Source organism: Streptomyces sp. NPDC057010, from assembly GCF_042673805.1.
Taxonomy (GTDB): domain Bacteria; phylum Actinomycetota; class Actinomycetes; order Streptomycetales; family Streptomycetaceae; genus Streptomyces.
This window is the reverse complement of sequence record NZ_JBHUSC010000003.1, coordinates 144,327-168,099: the sequence shown is the minus strand read 5'-3', so window position 1 is coordinate 168,099 and position 23,773 is coordinate 144,327. Positions and strand designations below refer to the sequence as shown.

Below are 23,773 nucleotides of genomic sequence, written 5' to 3'. Positions count from 1 at the left end.
ACCCATGAGCACCGACACCCTGCTGCGCGTCGAAAAGGGCAACGCCGCCCCCGAGGAACTCGCCGCGATCACCGCGATCCTCCTCGCCCGCGCCGCCACCACCCCCGACATCCCCGCACCCACCCGCTCCCAGGCCGGCTGGCGCCGCCTGGAACGCACCCCCGGCTTCCGCGCCCCCCACAGCTGGCAGGGGTGACGCCGCCTGCGCAGTCAGCTGTCGATCGGGAGGGCGAGCGCCATCCGCTCCTCGCGGGCGTAGACCCGCCCGCCGCCCGGATCGGCGGCCAGGGCGACCGCCGTCGTCGGGTAGCGCCACAGCGGCTTGTGGGAGCGGGCGTAGACGGCCCGCAGGCCGATCTTGTCCATGGTGAGGACGAGCCCGCCGACCACCACCGGCGCGACGTCGCCGTTGGCGGTGGTGTCCTTCAGGGGCTCCTCGGACCAGAGCGCGACGCCGGTGCGGGCGTCGACGGCGACGATGCCGCGGGCGCTCTCGACGGCGTAGACGACCCCCTCGTGGACGGCCGGGAGCCCGTAACGGCGGATGCCGTACGGCTTGTTGCCCAAGTCCCGGCCCTCTCCGAAGGACCACGCCGTCGCGCCGTCGATGAGCCGCAGCGCCTGGAGGGAGTCGGCGCCGATGTAGACGTGGTCCTCGTCCGTGGCCAGGGCGTAGGGCAGTGCACCCGTGACGGACAGCCCGGCCTTCTCCCAGCGGACGGCGCCGGTGGCGGTGTCGTGCAGGGACAGGCCCAGGGATTCCCCCGCCTCCGAGCGGCGGCACAGCAGGAGGCCGCCCTTCACGACCTTGCCGCGTACGAGGGCGGGTGTCGACTGGCGCTCGAAGGGCGCCGCCGCCTTCTGACGCCACAGCTCCCGGCCGGACTTCAGGCTCGCGGCGACGAGGAACCACTCCGCGCCTGCGGCCGCCTTGGCGGACAGGTACGCCGTGTCCCCGTCCACGCACAGGAGCTGGCTGAGCTTGTGGTTGCCGTCGAAGGCGTCGAGGGTCACGAGCGCCTTCCCCTTGCCGTCGGTCCGCGGGATCCGGTCGACCGCGAGCGGCTTCGCCGTCCTGGGGGCATCGGCGGCGTCGCCCTCCGGCTCCCGCAGCGCGTACAGCTCCTTGCCGTCGGTGGCCATGCGCCAGGGACCTTGCAGGTTCTCCTGCCACGCGTGTGCACCCGTCGAGGGATCGACCTTCTCGGCCACGGTTCCCGCGACGAGGAAGACTCCGTCGCCCACCCGCAGGGGAGCGAAGTCCACCCCGGAAGTGGAGAGGGAGACCTTCCACAGCGAGGCGGGAGCCGGCTGGAGGGCGAGCGGCTTGGGGGCCGTCGTCTTGTCCGGCCAGGCCCACACGGCACCGGCGGTGGCGAGCGCCGCCGCGCCGATCGCGCCTCCGGTGAGCGAGAACAGTCTGCGGCGTGACATGCCGGCCGTGAGGACCGTCGCCGGTTCCCCGGCCGGAGCGGGAAGACGGCCCGGGGGTTCCTGCCACACCGCCGTGCTGCGCCGGGCGATGTCCGCGAGCACCGGCTGCGGCAGCCCGTCCGCGAACGCGCCCTCGCCGGGAGCCAGCAGCCGCGCCAGCTCGGCCGTGGTGGGTCGCAGCGCCGGGTCCTTGCTGAGACAACGGGCCAGCAGTGGCGCCAGTTCCGCCGGTACGCCGCCCAGATCGGGGTCCGCGTACCGCACCCGGTAGAGCAGGTCGGCGGCCTGCCCGCCGCCGAAGGGGCCGTGCCCGGACGCCGCGAAGACGAGTACGCCCGCGAGCGCGAACACATCGCCGGCCGGGGCGTGTTCGAGTCCGCCGGCCTGCTCGGGCGACATGTAGGCGGGCGTGCCGGCCGCGGTGCCGACGGTGGTGAGCCGCTCGTCGCCGAGGGCGCGGGCGATGCCGAAGTCGATGACCTTGGGGCCGGAGGCCGTCACCATGATGTTGGAGGGTTTGAGGTCGCGGTGCACCACGTCCGAGCGGTGCAGCTGGCCGAGCGCGTGGGCGAGGTCCGCGCCCAGGGAGCGGACGCAGGGCTCCGGCAGGGGACCGCTGAGCCGGACCGCCTCGTCGAGCTGCGGCCCGAGCACGTACTCGGTCGCCAGCCAGGGCGTCGCGGCGAGCGGGTCGGCGCCGAACACGCGGGCCCCGTACCGGTCACCGATGATCCGAGCCGCGTCCGACTCCAGCCGGAAGCGGGTACGGAAGGCGGTGTCGGCGGCGATCCGGGTGTGCACGGTCTTGAGCGCGACCGTACGACCGCCCGCCGAGCGGGCCAGGTAGACCGTGCCCATGCCGCCGCTGCCGAGCCGGGCCAGCAGCCGGTAGCCACCGAGGTGCTGCGGATCGTCGTGCGTGAGCGGGGTGAAGGGTGCCGGGGCGAGGGGCATCGGGTTCAGTGCACCTTCTGGGGGACGGGGAGTTCCGCGGCGAGGAGCGCGGCGGACTGGGCCGCGAGCGCGGCGACCACGCGGCCGGGCAGTGACAAGGGCGGCGGCGCGGCCGCCTGATCGAGCACGGTCCCCCCACCGTCGGCCCGGGCGGCCCCGCCCGGCGGGGCCGGGCTCGGCTCTGCCGGGTAAACCCCAGCCCCGCCGGCGTTTGAGGCGCCGCCGGAGGCCGAAAAGCCCGCACGGGCGGGACGGCGCGGGTCGGCGGATGCCAGGAGCGCCGCGGCGCCGGCCGGTCCGGCCGAGCCCGCCGGCGATTGGAGCTCGCACAGCAAGGCCCGGGCCGATGCCGGCCGGTCGGCAGGGTCGCGGGCCAGGCAGGACCCCACCAGCTGCCGCAGCCCCGCGGGGAGTTCGCTCTGCTCCGGCACCGTGTGGCCGGTCGCCGCGTACGCCAGGACGGCCCCCAGCGCGAAGAGGTCGGCGGCCGGAGTCCAGGCGGCCGCGCCCGAGGCCTGTTCCGGGGCCAGGCAGCCCGGGTCGAGCCCGGCGAGGCCCGCCCGCGCGGCCCCGAAGCACGTCAGCAGCGGCCCGTAGGCGGTGACCAGCACGGCGGCCGGGGACAGCCCCGCGTGCGTCACCCCCTGCGCGTGCGCGGCAGCCAGCGTCTGCGCCAGCCCGGCGCCCAGCCCACGTACGGTGTCTTCGGGCAGGGGGCCGCCGAACGCGGCGAGCACCGCCGGCAGGGGCAACGCCGGGGTGTAGGCGGCGGCGTACCAGGGGAAGCCGGCCGAACCGCCCACCTCCGCGACGTCCAGGAACCCCGGCACGGACAGCCGCCGGGCACCCTCGGCCTCCAGCGCCCACCGCGACGGATCCGCGCCGACCGGCGGCACGCAGACCAGGACCGTGCGCTCCCCGTCGCCGCCGCGCGCGAGGTAGCGGCGTTCCGGAACGGTCCGCCCGGCGTGTTCGGCGTCGAGCCGCGCCAGGGTCGCGTACGGCCCGATCTGCGTCGGGTCGTCGTGGCGTAGGCGTTCCATGCGCGCGCTCTCCCGGTTCGGTGGTCCGGCCCCGAGCCTAAGCGGTGATCGCGGGGCCGCCCGGCACGGGGTCAGCCCACGGTCGGCATGGCCGTGAGGTTCCCGTCGTTGACGAGGAACACCCGGTTCCCGACACCGGACAAGGCCCAGGGCCCGCTGGAATCGGCCGCCCAGGTCCAGAACCGTTTGCCGTCGGTGCTGGAGTAGGCCGAGACCCCCTTGCCTCCGCCCTCGACCGCCCAGAGCGTCTGGCCTTCGAGCAGGGGACGGGTGTGCGGAAGCGGGCCCCGGGCGGCCTGGCCGCGCGCCGGGAGCTCCTTGCCCTCGGTGGTGAAGGAGGACAGCGTCGTCCCGTTCGCACAGACCAGGTTCTTGCCGTCCAGCATCGGGGCGCCCCAGCCCCCGGCACCCTGGCGCGGCTCACCGGTGGCGGCGGCCTTCCACAGCTCGTCCCCGGTGACCATCCTGTGGGCCGTCAGGGTGCGGCCGCCGAGGAAAACGGTGTAGTCGATGTCGCCGGGGGTCTTGAACTCGACGACGAGCGGGTCGATGGCGGAGGTCGCCTGACCCTCGATCTCCCAGGTCTTGGTCCCGGAGAACCTGGAGAACGCGCGCACGGTGCCTTCGGCCCCGAACACGACGAGCGTGGCGCCTCCCACGGCGGCCCGGGGCCCCGCGCCCGCGACGGCGGTGGCCGGCAGCGGCACCGTCCACTTCACCGTCCGCAGCTTCAGGTCGATCGCGCGCAGTCGGCCGCCCTGGGTCACCACGTAGACGCACTCCTCGTCCGCGGTCAGGATCCGGCCGACCTCCGCGCCCGGCATCGACCACTGGAGCTTGCCCGTGGAGGCCTCGTGGACGCGCAGCGCCCCGTGCGCGTCCGCAGCGGCGAACAGCGGCTCCTCCAACGCGAGGAGGCCGGCCGCCGGTGCGATGTCGGCCATGCGCCACTTCTCCCGGCCGTCGCGCGTCAGCCGGGCCGCCAGGCCGCCGTCCTTCGAGGCGAACATGACCACGTCGCGCAGCGACAGGGGGGTCAGGGTCGTGCCGTTCTCCGGCTTCGCCGCCACCGGCAGCGGACCCCACAGCGGTTCGGGGGCCTTCCCCGACTGCGCGGCGGACAGCGGCAGCGGCTCCGCGCCGCCGGCCAGCCCGGGCACGTTCGGGGCCCGCTCCTCGCCGCGCAGCAGCCACCAGGCCCCGGCGCCGCCGCCCGCGGCCAGGACCCCGCCCGCGGCCAGCGAGATCCGCAGCAGCCGCCTGCGGGAGGGGCCGGTTCCGGGCTCCTGTACGAGGAGGGTGGCCTGCCGCTCGGCCTCGGTGCCGCGGCGGGCGATGTCCTTGGCGAGCGGCCCCGTACGCCACACCCGGTCGGCGCCGCGCGGCGGGGCGAAGGCGCCGGCGATCTGCTCGGGCGTCGGGCGGTAGGCGGGGTCCTTGGCGAGGCAGGGCGCGATCAGCGCGCGCAGGTCGTCGGGAACACCGCCGAGTTGGGGCTCGCCGTGCACCACCTCGTACTGGACGGCCGCCACGTGCGTCCCGTCGAAGGCGCGCCGCCCGGTCGCCGCGTAGGCGAGCACCGCGCCCAGCGAGAACACGTCCGCGGCCGGGCCCACCCGCCGGCCGAGCACCTGCTCGGGGGCCCCGTAGCCGGGGGTGACCGGGACCTGGCCGGTGGTGGTGAGCGTCAGCCCGTGCTCGGGGCGCGCGATGCCGAAGTCGATGACGCGCGGCCCCGCCGCGGTGAGGACGATGTTGGCGGGCTTCAGGTCGCGGTGGACCAGCCCGGCCGCGTGGATGTCCCGGAGGGTGGCGGCGAGGGAGGCGGCGAGGGCGCGCATGCCGTCCGGGTCGAAGGGCCCGTACCGCTGGACGGCGTCGTCGAGGGTGGGTCCGGACAGGAACTCGGTGGCGATCCAGGGCCGGTTGCCGTCCTCGCTGTGCGCGTTCAGGACGCGGGCGACGCCGGGGCTGGTGACGGCCTGGGCGGTGTGTGCCTCGCGGACGAAGCGCTGGGCGAGGTTCGGGTCGTGGGCGAGCTCCGGCAGCAGCACCTTGACCGCCGCGGTCCGGCCGTCCGCGTCCCGCCCGAAGTAGACCTTGCCCATGCCGCCGGCGCCGAGCACGCCGAGGAGGCGGTACGGGCCCAGCCGGACCGGGTCGCCGTGGCCGAGGGGTTCCATGGGTGCTGCTTCCTGTCTGGGCCCGGCCGTCAGCGTTCGACGGGCAGGCCGGTCGGTTCCTTGATGCGCTTCATGATGATCTGCGAATTGACCTCGGTGACCCCCGAGAGGGCCGTCAGCTGCTCGATCCACAGGCGTTCGTACGCGCGCAGATCCGCGACGGCGATGCGCAGCAGGCAGCCCGGGCTGCCGAACAGGCGGTAGGCCTCGATGACGTCGGGGATGTCCTGGAGGGCGGCCTCGAAGGCCTCGACGGCGGCCCGGTCGCGGCGCACCTCCACCGAGACGAGCACCTCGAAGCCGCGGCCCACCGCCTCGGGGGAGATCACGGCGCGGTAGCCCTGGATCACCCCGTCCTGTTCCAGTTGGCGGACCCGGCGCATGCAGGGGGAGGGGGTGAGCCCCACGCGCTGGGCGAGCTCCTGGTTGCTGAGGCGCCCGTCCGCCTGGAGCTCGCGCAAGATATCCCGGTCAATGGCATCCATCACGCAATTATCACCCATCGAATGTTACGAGACGGGTCAAAGACGCAATCGCATTGCGCGTAGATCTCCCTATCATTGCTGCTTTCAGCACATACGTACGAGGGAAGGGCGGCCACGGCCATGGGACGGATCGTCGTCATCAGCACCGGTGGGACGATAGCCAGCCGCTGGCAGGGCTCCGGCTTCGCGGCGGACGCCGACGGCAGCGAGGTCATGGCCACGGCGCCGCTGCCCGAGGGCATCACCGTCGAGCTGGTGGACCTGTTCAGCGTGAACAGCCCCCGGCTGACCACCGCCCACCAGCTCACGCTGCTGCGCACCGTGCACGAGGTGCTCGCCGACCCGGACGTCGACGGCATCGTCGTCACGCACGGCACCGACACCCTCGAGGAGTCGGCCTTCCTCGTCGACCTGCACCACCACGACCCGCGCTCCGTCGTGTTCACGGGCTCCCAGCGGCCCATGGGCACCGCCGACGGGGACGGGCCGGGCAACCTCTACGACGCGCTGCTCACCGCCGCCACCACGCGCGGGCTGGGCGTGCTGATCGCCTTCGCGGGCCGGGTGCACGCCGCGCGCGGCACGGTGAAGACGCAGGCCGTGGCGCTGGACGCGTTCGCCGATCCCTCCAAGGAACTGTTCGGGAAGATCGGCTTCGGCAAGGTCACCGTCCTGCGCGAACCGCAGCGGCCCGAGCCGCTCCCGCTGCCGGCGATGCCGGAACTCCCGCCGCGCGTGGACGTGGTGGTGCACCACGCCGACGGCGACCCGGTGCTGCTGAACGCCGCCGTCGAAGCCGGCGCGCGCGGCGTCGTCCTGGTCGGGACGGGCGCGGGCAACGCCACCCCGGAGATCGTGGACGCCGTCAAGGCGGCCGTCGGACGCGGCGTGCTGGTCGCGCTGACCACGCGCGTCGTGGCCGGGCCGGTCACCGAGATCTACACGCACGGCGGCGCGGTCGACCTGGTCGCGGCCGGCGCCGTGCCGACGGGGACGCTCCGGGCCGGCCAGGCGCGCATCGCCGTCCTCTCCGCCCTCCTGGGCAGCGACGACCCGGCGGAACAGACCCGGCTGCTGCACCAGACCCTCTCCGCCACCGGATCGGTACTGGTCGAGGCGTAGGCCCGAACGCGGTTGTCGGGGCGGCGCGGCGCTGACAAGATCCGCGCCATGCACACCTTCACCGCGCCCGACGGCACCGAGCTCGCCTATCACGTCACCGGCGAAGGCCCCCCGCTCATCTGCCTGCCGGGCGGGCCCATGCTCGCCTCCTCCTACCTGGAGGAGCTGGGCGGACTGTCCGCGCACCGGCAGCTGATCCGGCTGGACCTGCGGGGCACCGGAAGCTCCGGCATACCGCAGGACCCGGCGAGCTACCGCTGCGACCGGCTCGTCGACGACGTGGAGGCCCTGCGGGAGCACCTCGGTCTCGACCACCTCGACCTGCTGGCGCACTCGGCCGGCGCGAACCTCGCCGCGCTCTACGCCGCCCGCCACCCGCGGCGCATCGGCCGGATGGCGCTGATCACCCCGAGCGTCTTCGCCGTCGGCATCGAGGTCACCGGCGAGATGCGGCTGCGGGCCGCGCGGCGGCACTCCCACCAGCCGTGGTTCGCCAAGGCCTACGCCGCCCTCGAAGCCATCCTGGCCGGACACCCGACCCCGGAGAACTGGAACGCGATCGAGCCGTTCTCGCACGGCCGTTGGGACGCCGCGGCCCAGACCCGCAAGGAGGCCGAGGACGCCCTGCGGAACAACGAGGCCGCGGCCGTCTACGGCAGCGAGGGCGCCTACGACCCGGCCGCCACCCGGGCCGCGCTCGAAGAGTTCGACCGGCCCGTCCTGCTGCTCGCCGGCAAGAGCGACCTGGGCGCCGTGCCGGAGGTCGTGGCCCGCTACGCGGAGCTGTTCCAGGACCCCCGGCTGGTCGTGCAGCGCCGCGCCGGGCACTTCCCGTGGCGCGACGACCCGGCGGCCTTCACCGCCGAGGTCGTTCAGTTCCTGGGCTGACCCGACGCGAAGGCCGCCAGGATCCGGTCCGCCGCCGAGGTGGCGGTGGTGGCGCCGGCCCGGACCGACTCCTCCAGGGCCGGCGCGAGATCCCGTACGGCAGGGTCCGCCCGCAGCCGCTCCAGCAGCTCGTCGCGGACCATCGACCAGGTCCACTCCACCTGCTGGGCCGCCCGCTTCGCCGCCAGCCGGCCGCCCGCGTCCAGCAGGGTCCGGTGCTGTTCGAGGCGGTTCCACACCTCGTCCAGCCCGGCCGACTCCCGGGCGCTGCACGTCAGGACCGGCGGGGTCCACGCCGCGTCGGCGGGGTGCATCAGGCGCAGCGCGCCCGACAGTTCACGGGCCGCCGCCTTCGCGTCGCGCTCGTGCGGGCCGTCCGCCTTGTTCACCGCCAGGACGTCGGCCAGCTCCAGGACGCCCTTCTTGATGCCCTGCAACTGGTCGCCCGTACGGGCCAGGGAGAGCAGCAGGAAGGAGTCCACCATCCCCGCCACCGTGGTCTCCGACTGGCCCACTCCGACCGTCTCGACGAGGACCACGTCGTAGCCCGCCGCCTCCATGACGATCATCGATTCCCGGGTGGCCTTCGCGACCCCGCCCAGCGTCCCCGCCGAAGGCGAGGGCCGCACGAAGGCCGCCGGGTCCACCGAGAGCCGCTCCATCCGCGTCTTGTCGCCGAGGATGGAGCCGCCCGTACGCGTGGAGGAGGGGTCCACGGCCAGGACCGCGACCCGGTGGCCCAGCCCGGTCAGCATCGTGCCGAACGCGTCGATGAAGGTGGACTTCCCCACGCCCGGCACACCGCTGATGCCGATCCGGCGCGCGTTCCCCGCGTGCGGGAGGAGCTCGGTCAACAGCCGCTGGGCCAGCGCCCGGTGGTCCGCCCGGGTGGACTCGACGAGGGTGATGGCGCGCGCTATGTGCGCGCGCTTCCCGTCGAGCACGCCCTTCACGTACACGTCGATGTCGATCTTCGGGGGCATGCTCCCGGCCGCCTACAGCTCGTGGCCCAGGTCCGCGGCGAGCCGCGTCACCAGGTCGTGGGCCGCGTCCGGGATGACCGTTCCGGGCGGGAACACCGCCGTCGCGCCCATCTCCAGCAGCGTGGGGACATCGGCCGGCGGGATGACCCCGCCCACCACGATCATGATGTCCTCACGGCCCTCCTCCGCCAACTGCTCGCGCAGCGCCGGTACGAGGGTCAGGTGGCCGGCCGCCAGCGACGAGACGCCCACCACGTGGACGTCCGCCTCGACGGCCTGGCGGGCCACCTCCGCCGGGGTCTGGAACAGCGGGCCGACGTCCACGTCGAAGCCCAGGTCGGCGAAGGCCGTCGCGATCACCTTCTGGCCGCGGTCGTGCCCGTCCTGGCCCATCTTGGCGACCAGGATGCGCGGACGGCGCCCTTCCGCCTCCTCGAACCGGTCGACGAGGGCACGGGTGCGCTCCACGGACGGGGACTCGCCTGCTTCGGTGCGGTACACACCCGAGATCGTACGGATCTGGCTCGCGTGCCGCCCGTACACCTTCTCCAGTGCGTCGGAGATCTCACCGACGGTGGCCTTGGCGCGCGCCGCGTCCACCGCCAGCGCGAGCAGGTTGCCCTCGCCGCTCGCGGCCGCGTTCGTCAGCGCCCGCAGGGTGTCCTGCGTGACCGCCTCGTCGCGCTCCTCGCGCAGCCGCCGCAGCTTGGCGATCTGCTGCGCGCGCACCGAGGAGTTGTCGACCTTGAGGACCTCGATCGCCTCGTCGTTCTCCACGCGGTACTTGTTCACGCCGATCACCGGCTGGCGGCCCGAGTCGATCCGGGCCTGCGTACGGGCCGCGGCCTCCTCCACGCGCAGCTTCGGGATGCCCGCGTCGATGGCCTGCGCCATACCGCCCGCCGCCTCGACCTCCTCGATGTGCTGCCAGGCCCGCCGCGCCAGGTCGTAGGTCAGCTTCTCGACGTACGCGCTGCCGCCCCACGGGTCGATCGACCGGCAGGTCCCCGACTCCTGCTGGAGCAGCAGCTGGGTGTTGCGGGCGATGCGCGCCGAGAAGTCCGTCGGCAGCGCGAGCGCCTCGTCGAGGGCGTTGGTGTGCAGCGACTGGGTGTGGCCCTGGGTCGCCGCCATCGCCTCGATGCACGTGCGCGTCACGTTGTTGAAGACGTCCTGCGCGGTCAGCGACCAGCCCGAGGTCTGCGAATGGGTGCGCAGCGACAGCGACTTGGCGTTCTTCGGATCGAACTGCTTCACCAGGCGCGCCCACAGCAGGCGGGCCGCGCGCAGCTTCGCGACCTCCATGAAGAAGTTCATGCCGATCGCCCAGAAGAACGACAGGCGCGGCGCGAACGCGTCCACGTCCAGCCCCACCGCCTGCCCGGCGCGCAGGTACTCCACACCGTCCGCGAGGGTGTACGCCAGCTCCAGGTCGGCCGTGGCACCGGCCTCCTGGATGTGGTAGCCCGAGATGGAGATCGAGTTGTACCGCGGCATCTTCTGCGAGGTGAACGCGAAGATGTCGGAGATGATCCGCATCGAGGGCTTGGGCGGGTAGATGTAGGTGTTGCGGACCATGAACTCCTTGAGGATGTCGTTCTGGATGGTCCCGGCGAGCTTGTCGGGGGAGACGCCCTGCTCCTCCGCCGCCACGATGTACAGGGCGAGGACCGGCAGCACCGCGCCGTTCATCGTCATCGACACCGACATCTTGTCCAGCGGGATCCCGTCGAACAGCTGCCGCATGTCGTAGATCGAGTCGATCGCCACGCCCGCCATGCCGACGTCACCGGTGACGCGCGGGTGGTCGCTGTCGTAGCCGCGGTGCGTCGGCAGGTCGAAGGCCACCGACAGGCCCTTCTGGCCGGAGGCCAGGTTGCGCCGGTAGAAGGCGTTCGACTCCTCGGCCGTGGAGAAGCCGGCGTACTGCCGGATCGTCCAGGGTTGGTTGACGTACATCGTCGGGTACGGGCCGCGCAGGTACGGGGCCACGCCCGGGTACGTCTGAAGGAAGTCCAGGCCCTCGGTGTCCCGGCCGGTGTACAGCGGCTTGACGCCGATGCCCTCCGGGGTCTCCCACAGCAGGTCCGCGGCGGCGGTGCCGGTGGACTCCTTCACCGAGGAACGCCACTGGTCCTCGGAGACGCCGGCGGAGGCGGCGGGTCCGAGCGCGAGCTCGGAGAAATCGGGGATGCTCATGCGGGCACTCCCATCCGGTCGAGTACGGAGGACAGCACGGCGACGGCGTCACAGCCGGCGAAGACGTACTCGTCCACGGAGGCTTCCGCGGTGCCGGGCCGGCCGGCGAGGAACACGGTCGTGGCGCCGGCCGCGCGCAGCGCCCCGGCGACCGCCGCGGCCTGCTCCTCGTAGAGCGCGTCGCTGGAGCACAGCACGGCCATGCCGTCGGCGCCGCTCGCGGCGTAGGCCGCGGCGGCCGTCTCCGCGTCCACGGAAACGGGGTCGTGCACGGGCTCTATGCCGCCCGCCTGGAAGAGGTTCGAGGCGAAGGTGGCCCGCGCGGTGTGCGCGGCCGCCGGGCCCAGCGCGGCCAGGAAGATCCTCGGCCGGGCGCCGGTCGCCGCCAGGTGGGCGTCGCTCCGGGCGCGCAGCGCCTCGTAGGCCTCGTCGCGCCGGACGCGGGGCAGCCCGCCCGCGGGCGCCGCCGGGGCGGGCTCGCGTACGACCGGCTTCTCCGACAGCAGCGGGAACTCGCTGACCCCGGTGATCGGTTCGCGGCGCTTGGCCAGCTTCTTCGAGCGCTCGGCCCAGGTGGCGGCGAGCCGCTCGGCGACCAGCCCGGAACGCAGCGCGCCGGCCATGCCGCCGGCCTTCTCGACCGTACGGAAGAACTCCCAGGCGGCGTGCGCCAGTTCGTCGGTCAGCCGCTCGACGTAGTACGAGCCGCCCGCCGGGTCGATCACGCGGGCCAGGTGCGACTCCTCCAGCAGGATGGTGGAGGTGTTGCGGGCGATGCGGCGCGCGAAGGCGTCCGGCAGGCCCAGCTCGTGGTCGAAGGGGAGCACGGTGACCGAGTCCGCGCCGCCCACACCCGCGGCCATGCAGGCCACGGTGGTGCGCAGCATGTTCACCCACGGGTCGCGGCGGGTCATCATCACCGGCGAGGTCACCGCGTGCTGGAGCTGGGCACCCGCCTCCGGGGCCCCCGAGGCCTCGGCGATACGGGCCCACAGACGGCGCGCGGCGCGGAACTTCGCGATGGTGAGGAACTGGTCGGCCGTGGCCGCGTAGCGGAACTCCAGCTGCCCGAGGGCCGCTTCGACGCCCAGCCCCGCTCCGGTCAGCGCGCGCAGGTAGGCGACACCGGTGGCCAGGGACAGCCCCAGCTCCTCGGCGGCGCTGCCTCCGGCCTCGTGGTACGGCAGGGCGTCCACGGTCAGGGCGCGGATCCCGGGCCACCCGGCGGCGGCCTCCCGGGCCAGCTCCACGGCGCCGGCGAGCTCCAGCTCCTCGCCCGTCCGGGCCTCGTGGCCCAGCGGGTCGGCACCGAGCGAGGCGCGGGCCGCCGCGGGGGCGACCTGGCGCTCGGAGTACTGCGCGAGCAACGCCCGCGCGGCCTGCGCGTATTCGGCCCCGGCGTCCAGCGAGACCGGGGCGAGGTCGAGGTAGACCCCCTCCAGCGCCCGGGCGAGGCCGTCGACGGGGATCCCGCCCCGGCCCACGGTGAGCCACAGGGAGGTGACCCCGTTCTCGAGATCGGCGAGGGCCGCCTCGTTCACGCGTACGGGATCGGAGCCCGCGAGGCGCTGGCGCACGTCCCAGCCGTTCGCGGTGGTGCCTTCCGGCCTGCCACCCCGAACGAAGGGGGCGAAGCCGGGAAAACCGGTGTCGGGAGCCGACCCGTCGGGCGGCGCGGTGTACAGCGGGCGGGTGGTGAGCCCGTCCTCGAGCGGGGTGGACAAAGCGTCTTCTGCGGCCTCGCCGGAGGCTTCCTTGCCCGACTTGCGCAGTACGCCTTCTACAAGGCGCTGCCACTGCTCATGCGTCGCGTCAGGGAACTCGGCGGCCAGGGAGAGCCCGTCGTCAGGCAGGACCGTCATGGCTCGAATGCTAGGGGGGCCGCTCAGGCGGGCACCATACCGCCGGGTGTGATCTCGCCCTCTCATGACATACTAAAAGGATCACGGAATACCCGGCTGAGCAGCACCGTTGCGGCTGCTTCCGGGAGTACGGCCGGACCGGCGTGCGGGGTCACGATCCGCTCCGGGTCGTCGCAGACGTGGGAGAGCGCCGTCGCGGCGCCCCGGATCTCCTCCAGGTACCGCTCGTCCAGAACGCTCGCCAGCTCGGTCACGACCATGACCGCCGGATTGAAGACATCCAACAGAAGGGCCGCCGCGCGGCCCACGGCGCGGGCGCGCTCGCGCAGCAGCCCGTCGGCCCGCGGGTCGCCGGTGGCGGCCGCGTCCACGAGCAGGTTGACGGACGGGTCCGGCACTATCCCGCGGCGCACGGCCTCGGCGCCGAGCGCCAGGTCGGAGGCGGTCGCCTGGAGGCAGCCCGTACGTCCGCACGCGCAGGGGGTCTGAGAACCGGGCACCGGCAGGTGGGCCACGTCCCCGGCGGCCGCGCCCGGGCCCTGGTGGAGGGTCCCCTCGATCCCGAAGGCGGCGTCGACGACATTGCCGATGAAGAGGTGCACCAGGCTGCGGCGGGCCTCCGGCCGGCCGAAGAGGATCTCGGCACGCGCGACGGCCCGGGCGTGGTTGTCGACCCGCACCGGCAGCCCGCCGAGCGCGGCGGACAGCTCGGCGCCGAGCGGCTTCTGCCGCCAGTGCAGTGCGGGGTGGTGCACGACGACCCCCTCGTCGGGGCGGACCCACCCGCCGAGGGCGGCGCCGACCCCGAGGAGGGGGCGCCGGGGGGTTCCGAACTCGCGTAGGAACCGGCCGAGTTGGCCGGCGATCTCGGCGGGCAGTCCGGCCGGGGGGAGGCCGTCGTGCGGGAACGACCGCCGGGCGAGCAGGTGCCCGCGCAGGTCGACGAGGCTGAAGGTCGAGGACGGCACTCCGATGTGCAGCCCGGCGACGACGGGCCCGCCGACGGCGCCGGTGTGCAGGTCCAGGGGGATCCGCGGCCGCCCCACCCCGCCGCCGGGACCGGGCAGCTCGCGCAACAGCCCGCTGCGGAGCAGCGCGGTCGCCTGCCGGGACACGGCGGCGGGACTCAGCCCCGACAGCCCCGCGATGTCGCTGCGGGCGACCGGGCCGTGATCCAGCACGGTCCGCAGCACGGCGGAGGCGTTGGCGGCCGCCCGCCGGTCACCGGTCATACGCGTCACGGGGTCTCCTCGGGGGCGGGGGGCATGCCCCGATCATGCCGGTCCCCTGCCCGGCCCCCTGCGGGGTGCTCGGCGTGGTGTCAACTCCCGCCCCCCGAACCCCCGCTCCTCGAACGCCAGGCGGCGCTGCAGATGCCGGGTGCGGCGCCGTGTCCTGGGGCTCCGCCCCAGACCCCGCTCCTCAAACGCCGGAGAGGCTGGTTTTGCCTCCGGCGGCGCCTCAATCGCCGGCGAGGCTGATTCTTCGCTCCTGCCGTCCGTTTGACGCGGCAAGATGGGCCAGAGGGCAATGCCACCCCCCAGCCAGCACGTCGAGGCTCCCCTACCGAGCCCACCCAGCCCCCCGCCGGACCCACCCAGCCCCCCGGCGGACCCATCCGGCTCCGCCGGGCACAACCAGCCCCGCCGGGCACATCCAGCCCCGCCGGCGTTTGAGGCGCGGGGTGCGGGGCGGAGCCCCGGTCTTGTGGCCGCACATGGGGGCTGAGGGCGGGCACATCCAGCCTCGCCGGCGTTTGAGGCGCGGGGTCTGGGGCGGAGCCCCAGGGGGGTCCGGGGCGGTGGCCCCGGTTTCGGGAAGGGGCGGGGTGGGGGAGTGGGCGCCCCGCAGGGGCCGGACGTGGCGGGCGCGTTGCACGACCGTGAAATCCAGCCACGGCTTTCGGCCGCGGAACAAGCCGGCAGGAGCCCGGGATTCCGAGAAACCGGCAGGTCGGAGCCGTGGCCCCACCCCGGACAGGGGTTCGGAGCCGCCCCCCACCCGGGGGTTGACCGCACCCGGCACCGCTGACAGGCTCCGCGTCATGACCGCGAACGAACTCCTCGCCCCGCGGCTCCACACCCCCGGCCTCCGCACCGCGCCGGGCGCGTGTCCGGGCCGCTGTCCGGCCGTCTCGCGCCGAGCCTGAGCACAGCTCCGCAGCCACCGCGCCACTGAGCCGCCGGGCCGCGCCGCCCCACCCGCGCACCGCACGACGCCGCCCCTCCGGGCCGACCGGGGGGCCTCCGCGCCCCCGGTCCTCGCCCCGTCGCCAGTGGCGCGTCGTCGCGCCCCCGCACCCCGTCCGCATCCGCGTACCTCCATTTCTTCCGCTGCGGAAATAACCCTGCAGCCCTGCCCAGGGAGCCCCCATGGCCACCGCAACGCCCACCGCCCACACCCTCACCGTGACCAAGATCGGCGGCCGCATCGGCGCCGAGATCGGCGGCGTACGGCTCGGCGGCGATCTCGCCGCCGAGACCGTCGCCGGGATCCGGGCCGCCCTCCTCGCCCACAAGGTCGTCTTCTTCCGCGGCCAGGACCACCTCGACGAGGCCTCCCACGAGGCCTTCGCCCAGCTCCTCGGCACCCCGGTCGCGCACCCCACCGTCCCCTCCGCGGACGGCCGTTACGCCCTCGGCATCGACTCCCACCACGGCGCCCGCGCCAACCAGTGGCACACCGACGTCACCTTCGTCCCCGCCTACCCCGCCTTCTCCATCCTGCGCGCCGTCACCATCCCCCCGTACGGCGGCAACACCCTCTGGGCCAACACCGCCACCGCCTACAGCAACCTCCCCGCCCCCCTCCGGACCCTCGCCGACGGCCTGCGCGCCGTCCACTCCAACGAGTACGACTACGCCGCCCTCAAGCCCGACGCCCTGCCCGAGGCCCTGGCCCAGTACCGCGAGGTGTTCACCTCCACCAAGTTCCTCACCGAACACCCGGTGGTCCGCGTCCACCCCGAGACCGGCGAACGGACCCTGCTGCTCGGGAACTTCGTCCAGCGCATCGACGGCTTCACCGGCCGCGACTCCCGCGTCCTCCAGGACCTCTTCCAGGCCCACATCGAGAGCCCCGAGAACACCGTCCGCTGGCAGTGGCGGGCCGGCGACGTCGCGATCTGGGACAACCGCGCCACCCAGCACTACGGCGTCGACGACTCCGACGACCACGAGCGCACCCTGCGCCGCGTCACCGTCGACGGCGACGTCCCGGTCGGCCCCGACGGCGAGCCCTCCCGCCTGCTCAGCCCGGAGGCCGTCCCGGACCCCGCCTTCGGCATCGCCTCGGGCGCGTCGACCACCGAGTCCTGACCGGCCCGCGCGGCCGGGGCCCCGCCCGGGCCCCGGCCGGGCCCCGGGCCCCCGGCCCCCCGAACCGACACCCGTACGAAGCCCCAGGAGCCCCCGTGCCCCAGCTGCTCGCCGTCACCGGCAGCCCCTCCACCCACTCCCGTACCGCCGTCGTCGCCGATCACGTGCTGCGCCGCCTCTCCCACGCCGGCTTCGACACGGCCCACCTCGCCGTCCGCGAGCTGCCCACCGCCGACCTCCTCTCCGCCCGGCGCGGCGAGCCGGAGATCCGCCGGGCACTCGAAGCCGTCGCCGCCGCCGACGGCCTGGTCATCGCGACCCCGGTCTACAAGGCCTCGTACACCGGCCTGCTCAAGGCCTTCCTCGACCTGCTCCCGCAGGACGGCCTGGCCGGCAAAACGGTTCTGCCCCTGGCCACCGGCGGCAGCCTCGCCCATGTCCTGACCCTCGACTACGCCCTGCGCCCCGTCCTCTCCGCCCTCGGCGCCCGGCACGTCACCGCCGGCCGCTTCGTCCTCGACTCCTCCGTCGAACGCGGATCCGGCCCCGACCGGCTGCGGCCCGAGGCGGAGCTCGACCTCTTCCAGGCCGTCGACGAGTTCGCGGACGCCCTGCGCGCCGCGAACGCCACCGCCACCGCCCTCACCGCCACCCCGTAACGCAGCCCGCCCCCCGAGACCCACACCCAGCCAAGGACCCGTCATGCCCGCAGCACGCCTCTCCACCTCCACCTCCCGACGCCAGTTCCTGACCCTGCTCGGCATCTCGGCGGCCGCGGTGAGCTGCGGCACGGCCACCGCCACCGGCGGCGGATCCGGCGCGGGATCCGGCTCGCAGATCAAGACCCTCAAGTACCAGGGCTCGGTCGGCCAGGTCTCGCTGCCCGAACTCGCCGCGGATCTCGGCTACTTCGAGGACGTCAAGCTCGAATGGGTCGGCAACACCACCAGCGGCCCGCAGGACATCCAGACCGCCGCCACCGGCCAGACCCACTTCGGCAGCGCCTTCAACGGCGCGGTCATCAAGCTCGCCGCGGGCAAGGCCCCGATCAAGGCCGTCATCTCCTCGTACGGCTCCGACCAGTACTCCTACGCCGGCTACTTCGTCCTCGAGGACAGCCCGATCCGCTCCGCCCGCGACCTGATCGGCAAGAAGGTCGGCATGAACACCCTGGGCGCCCACTACCAGGCCCTGCTCGACACCTACCTCAGCCGCAACGGCCTCTCCAAGGCGGACGCCGCCAAGGTCGAACCCCTGGTCATACCGCCCGTCAACACCGAACAGGCGCTGCGCGCCAAGCAGATCGAGGTCGGGGTGCTCACCGGCATCCTGCGCGACAAGGCCGTCGCCTCCGGCGGCATCCGCCCGCTGTTCACCGACGTCGAGCTGCTCGGTCCGTTCAGCGCGGGCACGTACATCATGACCGAGCGCTTCATCAAGCAGAACCCGGACACCGTACGGACCTTCACGACCGGCGTGGCCAAGGCCATCGAGTGGTCCCGCACCACCCCGCGCGAGGAGGTCGTCGCCCGCATGACGGAGATCGTCAAGAAGCGCGGCCGCAACGAGGACACCACCGCCCTGCAGTACTGGCGGTCGTACGGGATCGCCGAGACGGGCGGCCGGATTCCCGACAAGGAGTTCCAGCTCTGGCTCGACTGGCTCGGCGAGCGCGGCGAGATCAAGCCGGGGCAGTTCAAGCCGTCCGACCTCTACACCAACGAGTTCAACGCGTACGGAAAGGGATGACGGCCGCCATGGCGAAGATCGTGTTCGACGGAGTGGTCAAGAACTTCGGGGACTTCACCGCCCTGGACGGCATCGACCTGGAGATCGGGGCGGGGGAGTTCGTGGTCGTCGTGGGCCCCAGCGGCTGCGGCAAGTCCACCCTCCTCGACCTCCTCGGCGGGCTGTCGGCCCCGACGGCCGGGCGGATCCTGCTCGACGGCAAGCCGGTCACCGGGCCGGGGCTGGACCGGGGCATCGTCTTCCAGCAGTACGCGCTGCTGCCGTGGCGCACCGCCCAGGGGAACGTCGAGTTCGGACTGGAGGCCACGGGCGTGCCGCGGCGGCAACGTGCCGCCCGGGCACGGGAGTTCCTGGACCTCGTCGGCCTGACCGGCTTCGAGGACCGGCACCCGCACCAGCTGTCCGGCGGCATGCGCCAGCGCGTGGCCATCGCGCGCTCGTTGGCCTACGACCCGGACGTGCTGCTGATGGACGAGCCGTTCGCCGCGCTCGACGCACAGACCCGGGAGTCCCTCCAGGACGAGCTGCGGCGCATCTGGCAGAGCACCGGCAAGACCGTCGTGTTCATCACGCACGGCATCGAGGAGGCGGTCTACCTCGGGCAGCGGGTGGCCGTCATGACCTCCCGTCCCGGCCGGGTCAAGGAGGTCGTCCCCGTCTCCTTCGGCGACCGCGACGGACTGCTGGGGGAGGCCCTGCGGTCCAGCCCGGAGTTCGCCCGCTACCGGCACGAGATCTGGAACCTCCTCCACGACGAGGTGGCCCGCGCCCAGCAACTGGAGAAGGAGGCGGCAGCCGCATGACCACCGGAACCGACACCCCGACCCTGACCACCCCCAACCCGCCCCCGGCCACCGCCGAGTACGCGGGAGCCCCCGCCGAGCCGATCCCGCCCACCGTCGAGCCGAGCCCCGCCGCTGCCGACCCGTCCCCGGCCGTTGCCGGCCCGGCCCCGGCCACGGGCAGGTCCGCCCCGCCCACCGGCGAGCCGAGCCCCGCCGCTGCCGGCCCGTCCCCGGGCGTTGCCAGCCCGGCCCAGGGCACGGGCAGGTCCGCCCCGCCCACCGGCGAGCCGAGCTCCGCCGCTGCCGGCCCGTCCTCGGCCGCTGCCGAGGCGGCCCAGGGCACGGACAGGTCCACCGACGAGCCGGGCTCCGCCGCTGCCGGCACGGCTCTGGCTGCCGACGAGCGGGCCTCGGCCCCCGCGCCGACCGCGGTGTCCGGCGCGGTGGGCGTCCGTACGAAGGCCGCGGCGCGCGGCGTCGTACGCGTACTGAAGGGCGTCGTCCTGCGGACCGCCGCGGTGCTCGCGCTCGTCGCCCTCTGGGAGATCGCCCCCCGCGCGGGTCTGGTCGACGCCACCTTCCTGCCGCCCATCAGCGAGGTGGCCGTCGCCTGGTGGGAGCTGGCCGGTGACGGCCAGCTCGCCGACCACACCCAGGCCAGCCTGATCCGCTCCCTCGGCGGCTTCGCGATCGCCGTGGCCGTCGCCGTCCCGCTGGGCCTGCTCATCGGCTGGTACCGGCCCCTCGCCGACTTCCTCGGCCCGCTGCTGGAGGTCTTCCGCAACACCGCCGCCCTCGCGCTGCTCCCGGTCTTCGTCCTCCTTCTCGGCATCGGCGAGACCTCGAAGGTGTCGATCGTCGTCTACGCCTGCCTCTGGCCCGTGCTCCTCAACACCATCAGCGCCGTACGGAACGCCGACCCCACCCTGGTCCGGCTCGCCCGGTCGATGGACCTGTCCACGCCCCGTCTGTTCCAGAAGGTGATCCTCCCGGCCTCCGTCCCGGCGATCTTCACCGGCATCCGGCTCGCCGGCGCGGTCTCGATCCTCGTTCTCGTGGCCGCCGAGATGATCGGCGCGAAGGCGGGGCTCGGCTATCTGATCAACGCCTCGCAGTTCAACTTCGCGATCCCGCAGATGTACGCGGGCATCATCACGATCTCCGCGATCGGCGTCGCCTTCAACCAGCTCCTCGTCACCGTGGAACGCCGCCTCAGCCTCTGGCGCGTGCCGGCGGCCTGACGGCGCGGCTTAGGGATCGGGGCTCCGCCCCGCACCCCGCGCCTCAATCGCCGGCGGGGCTGGATTTTGCTCCCCTCGGCTGTCGGGTGCGGCTTACGGATCGGGGTTCCGCCCCGGACCCCGCGCCTCAATCGCCGGCGGGGCTGGATTTGCCCCGCGCCTCGATCGCCGGCGGAGCCGGATCGGCCCCCGTACGACCACCGAAACCCCGCGCGGAGCGCTCCGCGCGTCCATCGACCCCAGGAAACGCCATGCCCGCACCCCGGACCCTCCACCTCAACGCCTTCCTCATGAACGCCGGACACCACGACGCCGCCTGGCGCCACCCCGGCAGCAGCCCCGAGCGCGTCACCGACCTGCGCTACTTCCAGGAGCTGGCCCGGCTCGCGGAACGCGGCCGGCTCGACTCCATCTTCTTCGCCGACGGCCTCGCCCTCTGGGGCAAGGCCCGCTACAACGCCCTCGGCGGCTTCGAGCCGCTCACCCTGCTCTCCGCGATCGCCGCCGTCACCGAGCACATCGGGCTCATCGCCACCGTCTCCACCACCTTCAACGAGCCCTACAACCTCGCCCGCAAGTTCGCCTCCCTCGACCACATCAGCGGCGGCCGCGCCGGCTGGAACATCGTGACCTCCGGCACCCTCGACGAGGCCCGCAACTTCAACCGCGAGGAGCACCTGGAGCACAGCCTCCGCTACGACCGGGCCCGCGAGTTCCTCGACGTCGCCACCAAGCTCTGGGACAGCTGGGAGGACGACGCGATCGTCCTCGACAAGGAGCACGGCATCTACGCCGACACCGACAAGCTTCACCCCGCCGCCCACCGAGGCGAGTACTTCGGCGTCGCAGGCCCCCTCAACGTGCCGCGCTCCCCGCAGGGGTACCCGCTGCTCGTGCAGGCGGGATCCTCCGAGTCCGGAAAGGAGTTCGCGGCCCAGTACGCCGAGGCCGTCTTCACCGCCCAGCAGACCCTCGCCGACGGCCAGACCTTCTACAAGGACCTCAAGTCCCGCCTGGCCAGGTTCGGCCGCGCCGAGAGCGACCTGCTCGTCCTGCCCGGCATCGCCCCCGTCATCGGCTCCACCGAGGCCGAGGCGAAGGCCCTGGAGCAGGAGCTCACCGACCTCCAGGTCCCGGAGTACGGCCTCGCCCAGCTCTCCGGCATGCTGGGCGTGGACCTCACCGGGCTGCCCCTCGACGGCCCGCTGCCGGACCTGCCCGAAGAGCGCGACATCAACGGCAACAAGAGCCGTTTCACCCTCGTCGCCGAGCTCGCCCGCCGCGACGGCCTCACCCTGCGCGAGCTGATCGCCCGCCTCGGCGCCGGCCGCGGCCACCGGGTCTTCGCCGGCACCCCCGAGCAGATCGCCGACCAGCTGGAGGAGTGGTTCACGCAAGGGGCCGCCGACGGCTTCAACATCATGGCCCCCGTACTGCCCACCGGCCTCGCCGACTTCGTCGACCACGTCGTGCCGATCCTCCAGCGGCGCGGCCTCTTCCGCACCGAGTACACCGGCTCCACCCTCCGCGAGAACTACGGCCTGCCGCGGCCGGCCAACCGCCACACCCGGGAGACCGTATGAGCGATCACCTGGCCGACGTCCTCGTCGTCGGCGGCGGCCCGGCCGCCACCTGGGCCGCCCTCAAGGCGGCCGGGGCCGGGGCCTCCGTCGTCCTCGCCGACAAGGGCTACTGCGGTACGAGCGGCGCCACCGCCGCCGGAGGCACCGGTGTCTGGTACGTCCCGCCCGAGCCCGCCGCCCGCGAGGCCGCCATGGCGAGCCGCGAGGGCCTCGGCGGGTACCTGGCCGACCGCCGCTGGATGACCCGCGTCCTCGACGAGACCTACGAGCGCGTCAACGAGCTGGCCGGCGAGGGCCGTTACCCCTTCCCCACCGGACCCGACGGCAAGCCGCTCCGCAACGGCCTCCAGGGGCCCGAGTACATGCGGCGGATGCGCATCCGCATCCGCCGCGCCGGGGTGCGGATCCTGGACCACAGCCCGGTCACCGAGCTGCTCGCCGACGCGGACGGCGCCGTCGCGGGCGCCGCCGGCTACCGCCGCCAGGCCGGCGGTCCCTACCGGGTCCGGGCCGGCGCGGTGGTCCTTGCCACCGGCGGCTGCGCCTTCCTCAGCGGGGCGCTCGGCACCCACACCAACACGGGGGACGGCGCGCTCTTCGCCGCTGAGGCGGGCGCGGAGCTGTCCGGCATGGAGTTCTCCAACGCCTACGGGATCGCCCCCGAGGGCACCTCCGTCACGAAGACGGCCTTCTACTCCTTCGCCACCTTCTACCAGGAGGACGGCCGGGTCCTGGAGGGCGCCGCCAGCCAGGGCGGCCGCTCGGTCATCGCCCGCGAACTCCTCACCGGCGCCAAGGTGTACGCCCGCCTCGACCGCGCCGACGAGCCGGCCCGGGCCGCCATGCGCCGGGCCCAGCCCAACTTCTTCCTCCCCTTCGACCGCCTCGGCATCGACCCCTTCACCGACCGCTTCTCCGTCACCCTGCTCGCCGAGGGCACCGTCCGCGGCACCGGCGGCATCCGCATCACCGGCGACGACTGCGCCACCGGTGTCCCCGGCCTGTACGCCGCCGGGGACGCCGCCACCCGCGAGGAGATCTGCGGCGGCTTCACCGGAGGCGGCAGCCACAACGCCGCCTGGGCCATCTCCTCGGGCAGCTGGGCAGGCCGGGGCGCGGCCCTCCACGCCCTCTCCCTGGGCTCCGGCCGGGCGGCACACCGCGCGCTGACCCCCACCGGGGGCGCCGGGCTGCGGCCCACAGGCACCCCCGGCCGGGCCGGCGGGCACCGGGACGCCGTGGCCCTCGTACAGGCGCAGGTGCTCCCGTACGACAGGAACTACCTGCGCCACGGCACGGTGCTGGCGCAGTCCCTGCGGACCCTCGACGCGGCCTGGGCCGAACTGCGCACCTCCCTGTACGGGGACGGCGCGGAGCAGGTCCGGGCGCGGCAGGCCGCGGCGATGACGGCGCACGCGCGCTGGATGTACGCGGCCGCGCTGGCCCGGCCGGAGTCCCGGGGGATGGCCCGGCGCCTGGACCATCCGGCGCAGGACCCGGCCCTGCACCACCGGATCACGGTGGGCGGCCTGGACCGGGTGTGGACCCGGCCCGAGCGCCGGACGGAGGTGGCGGCGTGATCGAACTGGTGTCGGCGGAGCGCTGCATCGCCTGCGACAAGTGCGTCGAGGTGTGCCCGACCAACGTGTTCGAGCGGGGGCCCGAGGGCATCCCGCTGCTCGCCCGGCAGGAGGACTGCCAGACCTGCTTCCTGTGCGAGGCCAACTGCCCGGTGGACGCGCTGTTCGTGTCCCCGCTGACCCGGCCGGTGCCGGAGGATCCGGCCGTACGGGACGAGGCCGGGCTGGCGGACCGAGGGCTGCTCGGGAGCTACCGGCGCGAGATCGGCTGGGGCGAGGGGCGTACGCCCGGATCGCTGCGGGCGGTCGGCCCGTCCCTGGCGCCGGCGGCGGCGCCGATCACCTCGTGAGCGCGGGGGCGGACC

The 23,773-nt window shown here is 74.0% G+C and carries 19 protein-coding genes; 11 read left to right on the top strand and 8 right to left on the bottom strand.

The window, feature by feature from the left end; all coding sequences use genetic code 11:
- Nucleotides 1–4 precede the first annotated feature (4 nt).
- On the top strand, nucleotides 5–196 hold the full coding sequence (locus tag ACFTXQ_RS05210) for an acyl-CoA carboxylase subunit epsilon (RefSeq protein ID WP_382636020.1): 192 nt from the start codon (nucleotides 5–7) through the stop codon (nucleotides 194–196).
- Nucleotides 197–210: 14 nt separating this feature from the next.
- Here the strand turns inward: ACFTXQ_RS05210 and ACFTXQ_RS05205 are convergent, their stop codons facing one another.
- The 4 genes from ACFTXQ_RS05205 to ACFTXQ_RS05190 form a co-directional block, all read right to left on the bottom strand.
- A complete protein-coding gene (locus ACFTXQ_RS05205; RefSeq protein ID WP_382636019.1) occupies nucleotides 211–2,388 on the bottom strand; it encodes a PQQ-binding-like beta-propeller repeat protein in 2,178 nt (725 codons plus the stop codon).
- Nucleotides 2,389–2,393: 5 nt separating this feature from the next.
- The gene (locus ACFTXQ_RS05200; RefSeq protein ID WP_382636018.1) at nucleotides 2,394–3,431 is read right to left on the bottom strand and encodes a serine/threonine protein kinase; all 1,038 of its coding nucleotides are present in this window, start codon (nucleotides 3,429–3,431) and stop codon (nucleotides 2,394–2,396) included.
- A gap of 71 nt (nucleotides 3,432–3,502) precedes the next feature.
- The gene (locus ACFTXQ_RS05195; protein ID WP_382636016.1) at nucleotides 3,503–5,614 is read right to left on the bottom strand and encodes a protein kinase; all 2,112 of its coding nucleotides are present in this window, start codon (nucleotides 5,612–5,614) and stop codon (nucleotides 3,503–3,505) included.
- A gap of 29 nt (nucleotides 5,615–5,643) precedes the next feature.
- Nucleotides 5,644–6,099 (bottom strand): Lrp/AsnC family transcriptional regulator, encoded by a 456-nt coding sequence (locus tag ACFTXQ_RS05190; RefSeq protein ID WP_382636015.1) that lies wholly within the window; start codon nucleotides 6,097–6,099, stop codon nucleotides 5,644–5,646.
- Between the two features lie 120 nt (nucleotides 6,100–6,219).
- On the opposite strand from ACFTXQ_RS05190, the gene ACFTXQ_RS05185 reads away from it, so the two are divergent.
- Nucleotides 6,220–7,221 (top strand): asparaginase, encoded by a 1,002-nt coding sequence (locus ACFTXQ_RS05185; RefSeq protein ID WP_382636013.1) that lies wholly within the window; start codon nucleotides 6,220–6,222, stop codon nucleotides 7,219–7,221.
- Nucleotides 7,222–7,269: 48 nt separating this feature from the next.
- Nucleotides 7,270–8,109, top strand: a complete 840-nt coding sequence (locus tag ACFTXQ_RS05180) for an alpha/beta fold hydrolase (protein ID WP_382636011.1) — start codon at nucleotides 7,270–7,272, stop codon at nucleotides 8,107–8,109.
- Here ACFTXQ_RS05180 and meaB read toward each other — a convergent pair.
- The 4 genes from meaB to ACFTXQ_RS05160 form a co-directional block, all read right to left on the bottom strand.
- On the bottom strand, nucleotides 8,094–9,092 hold the full coding sequence (meaB, locus tag ACFTXQ_RS05175; RefSeq protein WP_382636010.1) for a methylmalonyl Co-A mutase-associated GTPase MeaB: 999 nt from the start codon (nucleotides 9,090–9,092) through the stop codon (nucleotides 8,094–8,096). The two genes, ACFTXQ_RS05180 and meaB, sit on opposite strands and share 16 nt — an antisense overlap.
- 12 nt (nucleotides 9,093–9,104) lie before the next feature.
- A complete protein-coding gene (gene scpA / locus ACFTXQ_RS05170) occupies nucleotides 9,105–11,291 on the bottom strand; it encodes a methylmalonyl-CoA mutase (RefSeq protein ID WP_382636009.1) in 2,187 nt (728 codons plus the stop codon).
- Nucleotides 11,288–13,153: a methylmalonyl-CoA mutase small subunit gene (gene mutA / locus ACFTXQ_RS05165; RefSeq protein WP_382636007.1), complete on the bottom strand. Its 1,866-nt coding sequence runs from the start codon at nucleotides 13,151–13,153 to the stop codon at nucleotides 11,288–11,290. The genes scpA and mutA overlap by 4 nt, the downstream gene beginning before the upstream one ends.
- 62 nt (nucleotides 13,154–13,215) lie before the next feature.
- Complete coding sequence (locus tag ACFTXQ_RS05160; protein ID WP_382636260.1) at nucleotides 13,216–14,385, bottom strand: ROK family protein; 1,170 nt, start codon at nucleotides 14,383–14,385, stop codon at nucleotides 13,216–13,218.
- 1,140 nt (nucleotides 14,386–15,525) lie between these two features.
- Between ACFTXQ_RS05160 and ACFTXQ_RS05155 the strand changes: the two genes are divergently transcribed.
- From ACFTXQ_RS05155 to ACFTXQ_RS05120, 8 genes are all read left to right on the top strand, one after another.
- Nucleotides 15,526–16,470: a TauD/TfdA dioxygenase family protein gene (locus ACFTXQ_RS05155; protein ID WP_382636005.1), complete on the top strand. Its 945-nt coding sequence runs from the start codon at nucleotides 15,526–15,528 to the stop codon at nucleotides 16,468–16,470.
- A 95-nt stretch (nucleotides 16,471–16,565) separates the two neighbouring features.
- Nucleotides 16,566–17,129: an NADPH-dependent FMN reductase gene (ssuE, locus tag ACFTXQ_RS05150; RefSeq protein ID WP_382636004.1), complete on the top strand. Its 564-nt coding sequence runs from the start codon at nucleotides 16,566–16,568 to the stop codon at nucleotides 17,127–17,129.
- Between the two features lie 43 nt (nucleotides 17,130–17,172).
- The gene (locus ACFTXQ_RS05145) at nucleotides 17,173–18,219 is read left to right on the top strand and encodes an ABC transporter substrate-binding protein (protein ID WP_382636002.1); all 1,047 of its coding nucleotides are present in this window, start codon (nucleotides 17,173–17,175) and stop codon (nucleotides 18,217–18,219) included.
- Between the two features lie 8 nt (nucleotides 18,220–18,227).
- Nucleotides 18,228–19,022 (top strand): ABC transporter ATP-binding protein, encoded by a 795-nt coding sequence (locus tag ACFTXQ_RS05140; RefSeq protein WP_382636000.1) that lies wholly within the window; start codon nucleotides 18,228–18,230, stop codon nucleotides 19,020–19,022.
- Nucleotides 19,019–20,245 (top strand): ABC transporter permease subunit, encoded by a 1,227-nt coding sequence (locus tag ACFTXQ_RS05135; RefSeq protein WP_382635998.1) that lies wholly within the window; start codon nucleotides 19,019–19,021, stop codon nucleotides 20,243–20,245. Before ACFTXQ_RS05140 ends, ACFTXQ_RS05135 begins: the two co-directional genes overlap by 4 nt.
- Before the next feature lie 251 nt (nucleotides 20,246–20,496).
- Nucleotides 20,497–21,828, top strand: coding sequence for an LLM class flavin-dependent oxidoreductase (locus tag ACFTXQ_RS05130; RefSeq protein ID WP_382635996.1), 1,332 nt, complete (start codon nucleotides 20,497–20,499; stop codon nucleotides 21,826–21,828).
- Entirely contained in the window at nucleotides 21,825–23,408 is a 1,584-nt protein-coding gene (locus ACFTXQ_RS05125; protein WP_382635994.1) for an FAD-binding protein, read from the top strand. Before ACFTXQ_RS05130 ends, ACFTXQ_RS05125 begins: the two co-directional genes overlap by 4 nt.
- Nucleotides 23,405–23,758 carry a 4Fe-4S binding protein gene (locus tag ACFTXQ_RS05120; RefSeq protein WP_382635992.1) on the top strand — a complete coding sequence of 118 codons (354 nt, stop codon included), beginning with the start codon at nucleotides 23,405–23,407 and terminating at the stop codon, nucleotides 23,756–23,758. Before ACFTXQ_RS05125 ends, ACFTXQ_RS05120 begins: the two co-directional genes overlap by 4 nt.
- Nucleotides 23,759–23,773 lie beyond the last annotated feature (15 nt).

Excerpts from the sequence above, each read along its gene's own strand:
- ACFTXQ_RS05130 (WP_382635996.1), top strand. The coding sequence starts at position 20,497 with ATGCCCGCACCCCGGACCCTCCACCTCAACGCCTTCCTCATGAACGCC.
- meaB (WP_382636010.1), bottom strand. The coding sequence starts at position 9,092 with ATGCCCCCGAAGATCGACATCGACGTGTACGTGAAGGGCGTGCTCGAC.
- ACFTXQ_RS05180 (WP_382636011.1), top strand. The coding sequence starts at position 7,270 with ATGCACACCTTCACCGCGCCCGACGGCACCGAGCTCGCCTATCACGTC.
- ACFTXQ_RS05135 (WP_382635998.1), top strand. The coding sequence starts at position 19,019 with ATGACCACCGGAACCGACACCCCGACCCTGACCACCCCCAACCCGCCC.
- scpA (WP_382636009.1), bottom strand. The coding sequence starts at position 11,291 with ATGAGCATCCCCGATTTCTCCGAGCTCGCGCTCGGACCCGCCGCCTCC.
- ACFTXQ_RS05145 (WP_382636002.1), top strand. The coding sequence starts at position 17,173 with ATGCCCGCAGCACGCCTCTCCACCTCCACCTCCCGACGCCAGTTCCTG.
- ACFTXQ_RS05160 (WP_382636260.1), bottom strand. The coding sequence starts at position 14,385 with ATGACCGGTGACCGGCGGGCGGCCGCCAACGCCTCCGCCGTGCTGCGG.
- ACFTXQ_RS05155 (WP_382636005.1), top strand. The coding sequence starts at position 15,526 with ATGGCCACCGCAACGCCCACCGCCCACACCCTCACCGTGACCAAGATC.
- ACFTXQ_RS05210 (WP_382636020.1), top strand. The coding sequence starts at position 5 with ATGAGCACCGACACCCTGCTGCGCGTCGAAAAGGGCAACGCCGCCCCC.
- ACFTXQ_RS05205 (WP_382636019.1), bottom strand. The coding sequence starts at position 2,388 with ATGCCCCTCGCCCCGGCACCCTTCACCCCGCTCACGCACGACGATCCG.
- ACFTXQ_RS05195 (WP_382636016.1), bottom strand. The coding sequence starts at position 5,614 with ATGGAACCCCTCGGCCACGGCGACCCGGTCCGGCTGGGCCCGTACCGC.
- ACFTXQ_RS05125 (WP_382635994.1), top strand. The coding sequence starts at position 21,825 with ATGAGCGATCACCTGGCCGACGTCCTCGTCGTCGGCGGCGGCCCGGCC.
- ACFTXQ_RS05190 (WP_382636015.1), bottom strand. The coding sequence starts at position 6,099 with ATGGATGCCATTGACCGGGATATCTTGCGCGAGCTCCAGGCGGACGGG.
- mutA (WP_382636007.1), bottom strand. The coding sequence starts at position 13,153 with ATGACGGTCCTGCCTGACGACGGGCTCTCCCTGGCCGCCGAGTTCCCT.
- ACFTXQ_RS05200 (WP_382636018.1), bottom strand. The coding sequence starts at position 3,431 with ATGGAACGCCTACGCCACGACGACCCGACGCAGATCGGGCCGTACGCG.
- ACFTXQ_RS05185 (WP_382636013.1), top strand. The coding sequence starts at position 6,220 with ATGGGACGGATCGTCGTCATCAGCACCGGTGGGACGATAGCCAGCCGC.
- ACFTXQ_RS05140 (WP_382636000.1), top strand. The coding sequence starts at position 18,228 with ATGGCGAAGATCGTGTTCGACGGAGTGGTCAAGAACTTCGGGGACTTC.